This is a genomic window from Xanthocytophaga flava (assembly GCF_030068545.1).
Lineage (GTDB): Bacteria > Bacteroidota > Bacteroidia > Cytophagales > 172606-1 > Xanthocytophaga > Xanthocytophaga flava.
In genome coordinates, this window is sequence record NZ_JASJOR010000005.1 from 18313 (window position 1) to 32593 (window position 14281).

The window sequence follows — 14281 nt, forward strand, 5'->3', positions numbered from 1 at the left end:
AAGTGTATGAAATCATTTAAACCTTTTCTATACGTTATTTACACATTGTTGTTTTTGTGTACCTTATTGATGGCTTATCTGAATGATAAACTGATTAATCTGGTTTCTATCGAAACTGCAACTCAAATCTGGATGTGGTGGGCTATTGGGGGTTTTGTGCTACTAATGCTTGAAAGCGTATTTGAGAACATTCATATTTCCAGTGTGAAACGAAAACATGAAAAGCTTAATCTGGAGAATAATGAATTAAAGGCTAAGCTATATGATAGATATGTAGCCGGTGAAAGAAATACGTTATTGCCAACGCCCCAATCACGTATAGAAACTAAAGATGATATTTAGATAAAAAGAGTTTTGTTGAATATGCAGTCTTAATGCATTTACAAAACTTGGCAGAACCATTTTTATCCTGTAATCTTGCCTCAAAATAGTTCAGGCTATTTCATATTATTATTGGATTCGCAAGACAGAAATTATTTACGAATGGAATTTGAAAGTATAATAACCAGCGAATTGAAAGAGTCCGCTCTGGTACTGGAAAAGTTTATGTCTAATCCTGTATCTATTGAGCAGATTCAGAAAGCAGCAACGCATATTGCAGATGCTATTCGCAATGGAAAAAAAGTAATATCATGCGGCAATGGAGGATCACACTGTGATGCCATGCATTTTGCAGAAGAGTTGTCCGGGCGTTATCGTGATAACAGAAAAGCATTACCTGCTATTGCTATTTCAGATGTAAGTCATATTACCTGTACAGGCAATGATTATGGGTTTGAATATATCTTTAGTCGCTTTGTAGAAGGGTTAGGTCAATCAGGTGATGTATTGTTGGGAATCAGTACCAGTGGAAATTCGGCTAATGTGATTCGTGCCTGTGAAACAGCCCGGCTTCGGGGTATGACAGTAATAGCCTTAACAGGAAAAGATGGAGGAGAGTTGGGACCATTTGCCGATGTAGAAATACGTGTTCCTCATTATGGCTATGCAGATCGTATTCAAGAAGTACATATCAAGATCATCCATATACTCATCTTGTTAATTGAAAAGATGGTTGCCTGATCAATTAGAAGGCAAATACTAAAAAGGCAGAAAGTATACGACTTTCTGCCTTTTTAGTTGGATATAGATAGTTAGCTTATTCAGCTAGGAGCTTATCTGTAAATAATGTGAAGTCTTCTACAAACTCATCATAGTACTTGCCTGTACCCGGTCCGTTAAAGCCTGTATGAATTCGACGAACTTTTCCTTTCTTATCAATAAAGATTGTAGTTGGATATCCTTTAATCTTTTCTAGCATAGGCAATGATTTTGAAGCGGTAGAGTCGTTAACGCCCGCGAGTGCTACATCATATTCCATTCCAAAACGCTGTTTCATCCGTTCAATTTTAGGCCCTGAAACTTTGAGATCGTTACTCTTTTCAAAAGCCAGACCTACTATTTCCACTCCTCTGTCTTTATTTTTCTTATACCAGGGAGCTAGAAAATTAGTCTCATCCATACAGTTCGGACACCAGGAACCTAAGATCTGTACAATAACCACTTTGTTTTTGTACTTAGGGTCCTGAAATGATATATTTTTACCAGTAGGATCTGGGAATGTAAAGTCTATGGTGCTATATCCTTTTTTCAATAACGTATAGGTATTAGCATCTGGTAACGCGGCTTTCTCATTTTTAATAGCTTTCCATTTGCGGTATCCTCTATCTCCTGACCAGAATTCACCAGTGATTTCATTTCCTTTATCTGTTGTAGTGCCTTTAAAAAGATATACGTGACTTCCGTCAAAAGTGGATAGTTGGAAAGTATTACCCTGTGCACTACCTGCCAGATAGCGATAATCGCCGGTAGGAGTGAGAAATGATCCTGTTAACTCCGCTCCATTCTGATTAAATACACCCACAGCCTGTGAGGTATCACTGTCTCCATAAAAATAAACATCCCATTTACCTGTAATGTTGGTTTTAGGTGCTTCGGATGTAGTGGCAAAACGATACGTTACTCCAGGCTGTGCAGAGAAATCCATCTTTACAATACGGTTGGAAGATTGCTTGGTATAGTATCCTGTCAGAACACTATCACCTACATGAGCTATAATTTCCGCATCAAATAGGCGCATAGGAATGTGAAGCGAGTCATTCCGTAAAATGGCATCATCCATTTTGAGTCGTTCTGTGCTATTTATAACATACACCTGATAGGTGCTGTCATCTTTTTTAGATATGTCCAGTCCGAACGGAAGTTCTCCTCCCGGAGATTTTATAACACCTCTCCAGGTTCCGGTTTTTAGTTCTGTTGATGTTGTTTGATCGTTTTGTCTTGTTTGGCAGGAGGATATAAGTAGTGCCATCCATACTGCCAGACAGAACGTTGGAATAATCTGTTTCATATAAAACTCTATAGGTTTGGTAGTTTAAAGATATAACCTTCTGAAAAGGTCTAAAAGTTCTTATGCTTTGTAAAATGCAAAATATATTTTTTTATATAATAAGTAAAATTTTGTAAAACACGAGGAATTCAAAATAGTATTTTATGTTTTTTGGTACATACTGAAAATAAAGGCAGTATTCGTTTTGGTATTGTAAGACCTGTTTATGAGTTGTGAAAGTAATTTTGATTGTATTTTGTCTTAAGTTCAATTATAAATGAGTTATGTTATATTTTTTAGTGCTCGGAAAAAATATTTGCTACAGTGTATTGTTTTGTGTATTGAGAATTTGTAGTATTATATTCGATTTATAGGTTAAAAGTCAAAATAATATTTAGCATTTGATTGCTGTGTTAGAATAATTCCACTTTTTTGTTGATTTTGCTGAAAAGCGTTAAAATGATGTAATGCGGGTCTTGTATTTGAATTGTCCTGTTGTAATAAGTTTATCTAAAAGATATAGTTTATGAACCAGTTAATCTATTCTTAATTACCAAACAATCTATTAACCAATCAAACAAAAGTACCTATGAGGAAAACTTACAAATTTCTACTTGCGGTGCTATTAACATTTTGGGTAGGAGCTGCCTGGGCGCAAACTCATTCTGTTAGTGGCAAGGTTACAGATTCAGGAGACGGCTCCCCACTTCCTGGAGTTAACGTAGTTGTAAAAGGAACAACTCAGGGAACGGCAACTGATGCTAGTGGGAAGTTTATATTAGTCAATGTTCCAGATAATGCAACATTGGTATTCAGCTTTATTGGATTTCTTCCGGAAGAAGTCTCTGCAGGAACAAAAACTACTATTGATGTCAAGCTGATATCAGATGTAAAGGCTTTGCAGGAGATTGTTGTAACAGGGGTTGGTGTAGCAACAGATAAGAAGAAGTTAGGAATCTCTGTTGAATCAATTACAGCAAGTAAGTTACCTGCAGCACCTACAGCATCCATTGATCAGGCTTTGATTGGAAAGATTCCTGGGGCACAGATTTCATCTGTTAGTGGTAATCCTGGCGATCCAGTAAATATTGTATTACGTGGTATAAATACAGTTCAGAATGGTACTAAGCCATTGATCATGGTTGATGGGGTTCAATTATTTGGTACAGATCTTAATTCTTTAGACTTAAGTAATATAGAGAGAGTTGAAGTTGTACAAGGTGCTGCTTCTTCAACAATTTATGGTGCACAAGGTGCTAATGGTGTTATCCAGATCTTTACCAAAAAGGGAAAACAAGGGCATATCTCTGTTAATGTTTCCAGTAGTTATTCTGCTAATCAGTTTATAAATAGTGGAGATCTGCATAAAGCCAGAAAACATCCATACATCACTGACGATAATAATAATGTTGTTGATAATGCAGGGAATGTATTGCAATATAACGAGTATGGAACTATTACAGGAATAAGTTATCTCTATGGATTACCAAATAACACTGCAAACGGTAATGGTGCTACACGTTATGCAATCCTTGATCCTAGAAATGTTGCAGATAAAGATTATGGTGCTAATCTGAAGTACTATGATCATTTCAAGCAAATGTTTAAAACAGGGAGTACATGGAACCATAGCATTAATATTTCTGGAGGATCAGAAAAAACGGATTTCTCAATTTCTTTGGCTAATAATAATACTGTTAGTCCGGTAATGAAAAACGGTTCTGTTGATAGAACAAACTTGACTGCTAATGTAGGAACTGAACTACTTAAGGGATTGAAAATACGTTCAACTACTCAATTAGTATATACAAAAAATGATCTTCATCCAGGCTTGGGTGGTGCAGGCGGATCTTATTATGGACAAGGAAATTCATTGGGTGGTGTTGGCAGAGTATACAGCTTTTTGAATACATCTCCATTTTTCGATCTTACATACAAACTCGCAGATGGAACTTACCCTCGATATCAGACAGCTGATTTCGTGAGTATAAATGCTTCCAATCCATATTATCAACAAGCATATTCAAGCAGCCTTGATAATAAAATCGACATAATCCAGAGCTTTAATGCTACTTACACTGTAAACAAATTTCTTGATCTAGATGCCAAATATGGTATTAATTATCGTAATGAAAATGCCAAGTGGACATACTATAATCAATCTCAGAATATAAATGCCGTTCACTATAAATCATGGTCAGGACAATTTGCTTCTGCAAATACAGGTGAAATCGATAATTGGCAGTATAATAATACCTTCCAGAATTTTCTAGCCACAGCTTTTATTAAAACAGATTTTGAAAAAGATTTTAACTTAAGTATACCTATTCAGACAAGCACACAAATTTCTTTTGATTACAGAAAAAATAAATATACAGAATATGATACTTATGGCTTGGGTTTACCTTTAGCTCCTCCTATTAATATGAGATCTACTGCTAGCCAGGCGGTTGCTTTGGATTATGTAAAAACATTTGTTACATATGGGTATTTGATCAATCAAAAGATTGATTTTGGAGATTTTGGTGGTGTAACTGGTGGTTTTCGTAGTGACTGGTCTTCTGCATTTGGTGGAGGTTCTAAACCATTTACATTTCCTCACTTTGATGGTTATCTTTTGCCTTCTTCTTTCTGGAAAGAAAACCCTATTGCTTATACAATACCATACTTCAAGTTAAGAGCAGCTTATGGACAAGCTGGTATCCAACCCGATGCATTTGATCGGTATCCCACTTTGAGTCAGCAAAATCTTGGATCTCAAGTAGTATACTCTATTCCAGAGATTTCTAAAAATCCTGATTTAAAAGTAGAAGTTTCTAAAGAATTTGAAGTAGGAACAGATTTTACTGTAGATCTTCATAATGGAAAATGGTTTAAATCTATTAATGGATCATTCTCTTACTGGAAACGTGCAAGCGAGAATGTAATTTATACAGTTAGTACTGCTCCTACAACAGGATCTACTGGTCTAAAGAATAATGCAATTGGTTTGTCTTCTAATGGAGTTCAGTTTTCTTTAAACATTCCAGTATATGCATCTGGTGATTTAACTTGGGATTTCACAACAAACTTCGGACATCAGGTATCCAAAATAGATAATATTTCTGGAGGTGCAGATATTATTTTAACGTCAGGAGCTGGAGATGCTGCTCTTGTTTTAACTCCTGGACAAATCATTGGTCAGATTTATGGTTATAAAGCATTGACAAGCCTTGATTATAAACGCAAAGATGGAACTCGTTACATTGCAGAAACTAATGAAGACCAATACGAAATAGTTGATGGTCGGGTGGTTAACAAAGCCAAAAAGCAAATTCAGTTTGCTGATGAAAAAACACCATTAGCTAATCCTAACCCTAAGTTTAATGCTTCATTTATCAATGCTTTCAGTTATAAGAATTTCTTGACATTTTCTTTTCAATTTGATTGGATTTATGGTAGCCATATATATAATCAGACAAAAGAATGGATGTATAGAGATGGAATCCATGGTGATTTTGAGAAGCCTGTGACTATTAATGGTGAGACAGGAGCTTATTCTGCTTACTATGCAAGTGCTTATTATGCTCTTTGGGGAAGTGACAAAGGTGCAGGAAACCTGGCTACAAAAGATTATTTCCTGGAAGATGCTTCTTTCCTGAGATTGAGAAATATTTCTTTGGGTGTTGATCTGAATAAATTTATTAAAGTACCTGCATTGAAGAAAGTACAATTAGTATTTACAGGAAGAAACCTGTTGACAGTGACCAAATACACAGGTATGGACCCTGAAATTAGTTCTGGTGCTTCTAACTCTTCATTTGATAGAGGGGTAGATCATAGTACTTTGCCAAATACCAAATCATATCAGGTGGCACTCAACATAGGATTCTAATACCAAAATCTCAAAAAACGATACTTATGAATAAAAATAAATTTGCTTCTTTGGTTGTTCTTATAGCTGTGTTTTTTGGAACAATTGCTTGTAAGAATCAATTGGATGTCGGTAATCCAAATGAACCTACCGTAGATCAAAATGTAATAACAGAATCTGGACTTATCTCTTTAGCTCAGGGAGGAGTGTATATCAATGGTTTCTATAATGGAGATGGTTGGTTGGGAGACAGTTATTTTTCCTTACCTTGGGGATATAACGAGTTAATGGCCGATAATTTGGGTGCTGATGCCTCAAACAATCAGGTTAGTACAATTGGTGTACCTGATTATATAGTTTACGATGATGGAACCAAGGTTACTAACTCATCTCCTTCTATAGGCATAATTCGTACTTATAATACAAGGGCTTCAACAGGTGCTAGTAATAATCCTATCTATTATCAGTGGTTGAACATGTATGCCTTAAACAACGCTTGTAATGTGGTTTTGACTAAAATAGATGGTATCACCTTTACTGGTGATGCTGCTACTAAGGCTAATACATTTAAGGCGTGGTGTTATTGGTGGAAAGGCTATGCATATGCTTCTATTGGGTCTATGTATTATTCTGGTCTTATTATTGAAGACGTTAGTGGTGCTAATAGTATACCTAATGGAAACTATGTTTTACATGATGTTATTATTGATAAATCCAATGAATATTTTAAATTGGCCGCAACTACATTAGATGGGATTACTACTACTAGTGATTATCAGGAAGTTTTAGGTCAGTTGATTCCTGAGTTCTGTCAGGTGGGAAATGGAGGAGTACCAAGTCCTGAAATGTGGAAGCGCAATATTAATACTATGTTAGCCCGTAATATATTGATTAATAAGCTCGCTCCCTTTGTTGATGGCAACCCTAATGCTACAATTACCAAGTCGTCGACAAGTGCAATGTCAACTTCTGATTGGAATGATGTACTTACATATGCTACTAATGGTATTAAAGAAGGTGATTATGTATTTACAGGGAGAAGTCCTGCAAATAACTATTTTTTCTCTCCAAGTGGAGGAACTGCAGCTGCTTTAACTACAGGTATAAATACTTCTGCAACTTTCAGGATTAGTGAACGTTTTACTCAAAATTTTAAAGAGGGAGATAAAAGATTTTCCAATAATTTTGATCAAACTACTACTTATAAAAATAGCTATTCATTCACCACACGACATAGTATGATTGATGGCGGAAATGGTCAAGCTGGAGTTTATGTTTATGGTAGTCAAACCGAAGGCGAATATGAAGTATTTATTGCTGGATCATATGAGGAAAATGCTCTAATGCTTGCCGAAGCAAATATTCGCTTGGGGAATACAGACCAAGGACTTTCTTATGTGGATGATGTAAGAAATTATATGGGGGCTGGTATTGCTCCTGTTTCAGGTAAAGGTTTGTCATTGGCAGGCGCTTTAACAGAATTAGTAAAAGAAAGAAGAGTCGCTCTTATATTTAGAGGATTGTCTTTCTATGATAATAGAAGGTGGGGATGGACGTATGATATAGCTAATGGTGGTGGTAGTTATGGTAATACTGTGGTTACTACAGGTGGTACAGTATACACTAATGCAACTATTAATTACAACTTCCTGGATTATTGGGATGTGCCTGCTGACGAATCTGAGTTAAATCCGTCAACAAGTGAGGTGGCTACTAAAAATCCTAACTTCTAGTTAGATTTAAAGTTTGATAATAGGCAAAGCCACATCCTTATGGATGTGGTTTTGCGCTTTATGGAGTTTTGGCAATATTTGCAAAACACCTAAATCATTTTTTTTGATGAGCTATAGAAAAATTTTTACCCTGCTTACACTATTCATTGCAATTAGTGATTTTGTTTTTGCTGCCAAAGTTGATACTGTAGAAACAGTAAGTGTTGTCATGAACAAAAAAATTAAGGCAGTCGTGATTACACCTGATGCCTATACAAGTGGCAAAGAATTTCCTGTAGTGTATCTATTACACGGCTATAGTGGCAATTATTCAGATTGGATTAAGAAAGCAGTTGCTATCCGGGAATATGCAGATCTTTATAAAATGATTATTGTATGTCCGGATGGTGGATATTCAAGTTGGTATTTTGATAGCCCTATGGATTCAAAGTGGAAATATGATACCTATGTGGCAGATGAATTGGTGAAATGGGTGGATAAAACCTATAAAACAGTGAAAAGCCCCGCAGGAAGGTCTATTACTGGCTTGAGCATGGGTGGACATGGTGCCTTATATCTGGCATTACGTCATCAGGATGTATTTGGCGCAGCCGGAAGTATGAGTGGTGGAGTGGATATAAGACCTTTCCCAAAGAACTGGGAGATTGCATCCCGTTTAGGAAAATATGCTGAACAACCTGAGAATTGGGAAAAGCATACGGTTGTCAATATGTTGCATCTGCTGACTCCTGGCGCATTAACCCTTCTTATCGATTGTGGCACAGAAGACTTTTTCTTTCAGGTGAATGAAGAGCTGCATAAAAAGTTATTGGAACGAAATATTCCTCACGATTATATAACCCGCCCTGGAGCACACAATTGGGATTACTGGGCAAATGCTGTTCAGTACCAGCTTTTGTTTATGCATAATTTCTTTCAGAAGAGTACTAAGGTAAATAAAGGGTAGTTACATTATCTTTTAGGGTATATTATTTAACAGGTTGGTTTCGTACTTTTGCAGTATACTATTTCGTTACTACCTTGTATCATATTCCTGTTTTATTAAAAGAATGTATTGATGGCCTGAATATTAAGCCCGATGGAGTTTATGTGGATGTAACTTTCGGGGGAGGAGGCCATTCCAGATTGATAACAGAACATTTAACAACTGGAAAGCTGTTTTCCTTTGATCAGGATGAAGATGCCGTTGCCAATGCAGAAAGTATAACCTATCCGGGATTCCAGCTTATTAAAGCCAATTTCCGTCATCTGCGTAAATTTCTGAAGTTATATGGTGCTGCTAAAGTAGATGGTATTCTGGGAGATTTGGGTATTTCTTCTCATCAGATAGATGCTCCGGCACGTGGTTTTTCAACCCGTTTTCCTGCACAACTGGATATGCGAATGGATCAGACGGGAGATATTTCTGCTCGTGATATTGTGAATTCCTATAGTGAAGAACAGTTGCATAAGATATTAGGGATGTACGGTGAAGTGAAAAATGCTCGTACACTGGCAGCTGCCATTACACGCAATCGTTTTTCGAAATCTATTGAGACTACCAATGATCTGATAAGCATCTTGCAGCAGTATGCACCGAAGGGCAAAGAATACAAGTATTATGCTCAGGTGTTTCAGGCATTGAGGATAGAAGTAAACCAGGAACTGGCAGCTCTGGAAGAAATGTTGTCACAATCGGCAGATGTGCTGAAACCAGGAGGGCGGTTGGTAATTATGTCTTATCACTCGCTGGAGGATCGATTGGTAAAGAACTTTATTCGTACAGGAAAATTTAGCGGAGATGCTGATAAAGACTTATATGGAAATACCAATGTGCCTTTCCATGTTATTTCCAAGAAGCCGATAGAGCCTGATGCAGACGAAATTGCCCGAAATCCCCGTGCCCGTAGTGCTAAGCTACGAATAGCAGAACGTTTGTAATTGTTGTTAATGAAAACTGATAGCGTGATATAGAATACATATTATGGCAACAAATACCTATAAAGAACCCGTTAAACAAAATTCCAAAATTGAAACCAAACGGAAACAAGTGAATTTCTTTCGGTTTCTGGAAGGATATCTGAGTTTGGGAGGTGTTTTTGAGCAGGGATTACCTATTCGTTATATTCCTCATATACTGTTTCTGACATTTCTGGGTATTATTTACATTGGCAATATTCACTATGCAGAAAAGAATGTGCGTAAGTTAACCCGTCTGAAAAAAGAAGTAGATGATTTGAGAGCTGACTATACAACTACCCAATCTGAATACATGCAGGCCAGTAAACAATCCGATGTAGCTACCAAGGTTTCTAAGTTTGGATTGGTAGAGAGTTCAACGCCTCCTTATAAAATCATTGTTAAAAAAGAAAAATAAATCCTAAAAAGATACCAGGTTTGGTATGCTTGTGTTGAGAATATTGAATATTTAACTGTCTAAAAGATATGAGTAAATTTCATGCACCTGAGAAGTCGATATTTATCTGTACGGGAAGTAAGTGTGGAAAGCGTGGAGGTAAAGATATGTGTAAAACATTGAAGCATCATATCAAGGATGCAGATTTGAAAGATACAATAGAAGTCGTTCGGATAGAATGTACAGACCGCTGCAAGTTTGCACCTATACTATCCATACAACCTGCGAATATATGGCTCAAAGAATATGAGGAGAGAGATGCACTGCGTATTCTGAAGCTGGCGATCGATGGCCAGGCTGAATCCTAATATTACAGACGTTTATTGATATTGGAGAATTGAAGACAAATAAAAAAACTCGTAGCCATTAGCTACGAGTTTTTGCGTTATTTCAGAATGGGAAAAATTATTCGGCAGGAACTTCAGTGGCTGGAGTATGTGTCACAACTCCAGATCTTCTTCCGCCTGATTTTTTTAAGAAACGGTCTTTGATCTTTTCTACATTATAGTACATACAAGGTACAATCACCAGTGTTAGGAATGTTGTGGCTAACAATCCAAAAATGATTGTCCAGGCCAATGGTCCCCAGAAGACAGAACTCTCTCCTCCAATAAATATATTAGGATTAAAGCGAGTAAATAATCCGGCGAAGTCAACATTCAGTCCTACACCTAAAGGAATCAAGCCAAGTATTGCTGCAGATGCCGTTAGGATTACAGGTGTTAAACGAGTAGCACCTCCATCCACAATGGCTGTCTTCAGGTCTTCACCACGCATGCGTAACTCTTCAATAAACTCCATAAGGATGATACCATTCTTTACAACTATACCTGCCAGCGCTATAAATCCAACACCTGTCATAATAATGGAAATAGTCATACCTGTTAAGGAGAAACCTAGTAGTATACCTATCAAACTAAATACAATTGTAGCAAAAATGATAACTGGCTTGGTGATAGAGTTAAACTGAAGCACCATGATAAAGAACATCAAACCAACTGCCGTAAGGAATGCTATGGTAAGGAAATCCTGAGTTTCTTTTTGGTCTTCCTGCTCACCTGCTGTTTTTACACTATATCCTTCTGGTAGAGTAAGACTGGAAAGCACCTGACTGTTAATCGCACCGACAATCTCATTGGCATTGTAACCAGGCATTACTTCAGAACCCAGTGTGATAAGGCGTTCCTGATCTTTTCTATTGATACCACTAAACGTAGTTCCATAATGGATATTGGCCACTGAGTTGAGAGGGATCTGACGGAAACCTCCTGTTGCTATATCCATGTAACCTATTTGCATAGCTAACAACGTTTCAATCTGTTTCCGTTGACTCTCTTTTACACGGATCTGAACCGGATATTCATCTTTGTTATCTCTGAACTTAGTAGCTTCTGCTCCGAAGAGTGCAGTACGTACAAATAGAGCAATTGTTTGAGTAGAGATACCTTCTCTTTCTGCTTTTTCTTTATCGATATCAATGATGATCTCAGGTTTGTTCATCACCAGATCAGACTTCAGGTTCTCAATACCTTCAATACCATTCTTTTTGATACCATCGCGAACTTCTTTCTCTATTTTCAATAATTGATTAAAGTCCTCCCCAGCAATTTCTATACTGATAGGCTTACCTGTTTGTGGACCATTACGTTCACGTTCAACAGAGATTTCTGTACCTGGAATGCCTTTTACTTTTGCACTGATGGCTTCCATGATTTCTGTTGTGGATACACCAATACGCTCATTCAGGTCTACAAACGCAATCGTAATTTTACTTTTGTAGGATGCAGGTTGACGATCCGCTGCATTTTGAGGATCACCCGCATTCACACCCACATTGGTAATAATGGATTGAATTACCGGATTGCGATGCCCATTGGGAAGAGTCGTCACTTCTGCAATTCTTTTTTCAATTATTCGGGTTATTGAATCTGTAACAGCAGCGTCAGTACCTACAGGTAGCTTATTGTATACATACACAAAGTCAGGTTCACCGCTAGGGAAGAAAATAACTTTAGGTTTCATAATACCTGTTACCACAAATGAGATAACAAGCACAACGATAGAGGCCAGAATAAATAGCCAAGATCTATATCCTATCAAAGCAAATGAAAGCAATCTTCTGTATCCGTTCTTTAACTTAGGTAAGAAACGATCCTGGAAAGCAAAGATCATCGGATTAAACAGATAATGATTGGCTACATATAGTACAATTACAAAGAGCATAAAATTACCTGCACCTACATGTATCATATAACCCAGTACTGCCAGTACTGCCATGATGATAAGCGGACGAATCAATGGTTTGAAACCTTTATTCGCTTTATGATCTTCTGTGTTTTTCATAAAGTCAACAGCAAACACAGGGTTCATTACAAAGGCCACAAACAAGGAGGCAAATAAGGTTGCAATCAATGTAATAGGCAGATATTTCATAAACTCACCTACTATACCAGGCCAGAATAGCAATGGGATAAAAGGTGCTACGTTTACTAATGTTCCACTCAACACAGGTGCAAATACCTCACCTGCAGCCTTTTTAGCTGCTTGTTTAATTGACAGATTCTCATCATGAAAAATACGGTGTGTATTTTCAATTACCACAATAGCGTCATCCACTACTATACCCAAAGCGAGCAGGAATGCAAACATTACTACCGTGTTGAGTGTAAATTTGAGGTCCGGATTAATCCATGCAATGATTGAGATAATCAAGAATGCCATCAAAGACGACAGAGGTACAGATAGTCCCACAAAGAACGCATCTGTAGTACCCATGAAGAACATCAATACAAACACCACAAAGATGAAACCTAAAATAACCGTTGCAATTAAGTCATTTAAAGTATTCTTGGTACGTTCAGATGTATCGCCTGTAACTGTTATCGATAAACCTTCAGGGAATCTATGTTCTTCAAAATCTTTAATGAGTTCTTCTATCTTCTCAGAGGCAGAGATCAGGTTTTCACCACCACGTTTAATTACGTTTAGTGTGATTACTGTCTTTCCATCCAATCGGGCATAATCCTGTTTCTCTTTGAATCCATCTGCTACATCCGCGATTTCTTTCAGGAATTTCGCATTTCCACGAGCAGAACGAACGATTACATTTTCAATTTGCTGTACATTTTTGAATTCTCCTGCAACCCGTAACGTCCGGCGTACTCCTGATGTATTTAATTCACCTCCTGAGATGTTGATGTTTTCAGCTGCTACTGCCTGGTTAATATCATTAAATGTGATACCAGCTGCTTGCATCTTGAATATATCTACATTCACCTGAAATTCTCTTTCAAGAGCCCCTACGATATCTACCCGGTTAATTTCTGGTAGCTCTTCAATCGCATCTTCCATATCCTCTGCATAGTCTTTCAGTTTATGCAACGGATAGTTACCTGCCAGGTTAATATTCATGATCGGGATCTCAGATAATTCGATTTCCTGTATCTGAGGTTCCTGATCTAGCTTTGTAGGTAAATCCGGACGTGCTTTGTCTACTGCATCACGAACCAGATCCTTGGCATCAGAAATGGATATACCTGTATTGAACTCAACTATAACCAGTGAAAACCCTTCTAACGAAGTTGAGGTTACCTTTTTTACATTCTTTACTGATTTTAGCTGTTTCTCGATGTGTTTGGTAATAATGTTTTCAACATCGGCCGGGCTTGTACCAAATTGCACAGTTTGAATGGTAAACTGCGGAAGTACAATATCCGGAAAGTTCTCTTTGGGTAAACTGGAATAAGTAAAGAACCCAACCAAAGAGATAATGGCTGTCATGACGTACATTGTGGTTTTATTCTCAATAAACCACTCTGTCGGCTTAAACCGTTTAAATTTTTCTTCCTGATCTATCTCAGGTTTATGAGTATGTTGTGCCATAATATAATATGGTAAGAGTATATTCGTAAGTTATAAAGTACAGAAGAACT

The 14281-nt window shown here is 37.2% G+C and carries 10 protein-coding genes; 8 read left to right on the forward strand and 2 right to left on the reverse strand.

The genetic code is table 11. The features are described 5' to 3' along the window. The first annotated feature begins 6 nt into the window (after window positions 1-6). The gene (locus tag QNI15_RS09170) at window positions 7-342 is read left to right on the forward strand and encodes a hypothetical protein (RefSeq protein WP_314000301.1); all 336 of its coding nucleotides are present in this window, start codon (window positions 7-9) and stop codon (window positions 340-342) included. 141 nt (window positions 343-483) lie between these two features. Further along, complete coding sequence (gene lpcA, locus QNI15_RS09175) at window positions 484-1062, forward strand: D-sedoheptulose 7-phosphate isomerase (RefSeq protein ID WP_314000303.1); 579 nt, start codon at window positions 484-486, stop codon at window positions 1060-1062. 76 nt (window positions 1063-1138) lie between these two features. Here lpcA and QNI15_RS09180 read toward each other — a convergent pair whose 3' ends face one another. Further along, window positions 1139-2389, reverse strand: coding sequence for a TlpA disulfide reductase family protein (locus QNI15_RS09180; protein ID WP_314031483.1), 1251 nt, complete (start codon window positions 2387-2389; stop codon window positions 1139-1141). Window positions 2390-2957: 568 nt separating this feature from the next. On the opposite strand from QNI15_RS09180, the gene QNI15_RS09185 reads away from it, so the two are divergent. The 6 genes from QNI15_RS09185 to QNI15_RS09210 all read left to right on the forward strand — a co-directional run bounded on the left by QNI15_RS09185 (window position 2958) and on the right by QNI15_RS09210 (window position 10657). Beyond that, window positions 2958-6242: a SusC/RagA family TonB-linked outer membrane protein gene (locus tag QNI15_RS09185; RefSeq protein ID WP_314031484.1), complete on the forward strand. Its 3285-nt coding sequence runs from the start codon at window positions 2958-2960 to the stop codon at window positions 6240-6242. A gap of 26 nt (window positions 6243-6268) precedes the next feature. Next, complete coding sequence (locus QNI15_RS09190) at window positions 6269-7954, forward strand: RagB/SusD family nutrient uptake outer membrane protein (RefSeq protein WP_314000310.1); 1686 nt, start codon at window positions 6269-6271, stop codon at window positions 7952-7954. 106 nt (window positions 7955-8060) lie between these two features. Further along, window positions 8061-8900 carry an alpha/beta hydrolase gene (locus QNI15_RS09195; RefSeq protein ID WP_314000313.1) on the forward strand — a complete coding sequence of 280 codons (840 nt, stop codon included), beginning with the start codon at window positions 8061-8063 and terminating at the stop codon, window positions 8898-8900. Between the two features lie 74 nt (window positions 8901-8974). Further along, the gene (rsmH, locus tag QNI15_RS09200) at window positions 8975-9874 is read left to right on the forward strand and encodes a 16S rRNA (cytosine(1402)-N(4))-methyltransferase RsmH (RefSeq protein ID WP_314000315.1); all 900 of its coding nucleotides are present in this window, start codon (window positions 8975-8977) and stop codon (window positions 9872-9874) included. Window positions 9875-9917: 43 nt separating this feature from the next. Continuing rightward, window positions 9918-10310, forward strand: coding sequence for an FtsL-like putative cell division protein (locus QNI15_RS09205; protein WP_314000317.1), 393 nt, complete (start codon window positions 9918-9920; stop codon window positions 10308-10310). Window positions 10311-10378: 68 nt separating this feature from the next. Then, the gene (locus QNI15_RS09210) at window positions 10379-10657 is read left to right on the forward strand and encodes a (2Fe-2S) ferredoxin domain-containing protein (protein ID WP_314000319.1); all 279 of its coding nucleotides are present in this window, start codon (window positions 10379-10381) and stop codon (window positions 10655-10657) included. 97 nt (window positions 10658-10754) lie between these two features. Here the strand turns inward: QNI15_RS09210 and QNI15_RS09215 are convergent, their stop codons facing one another. After that, window positions 10755-14231, reverse strand: a complete 3477-nt coding sequence (locus QNI15_RS09215) for an efflux RND transporter permease subunit (RefSeq protein ID WP_314000321.1) — start codon at window positions 14229-14231, stop codon at window positions 10755-10757. Between the last annotated feature and the right edge of the window lie 50 nt (window positions 14232-14281).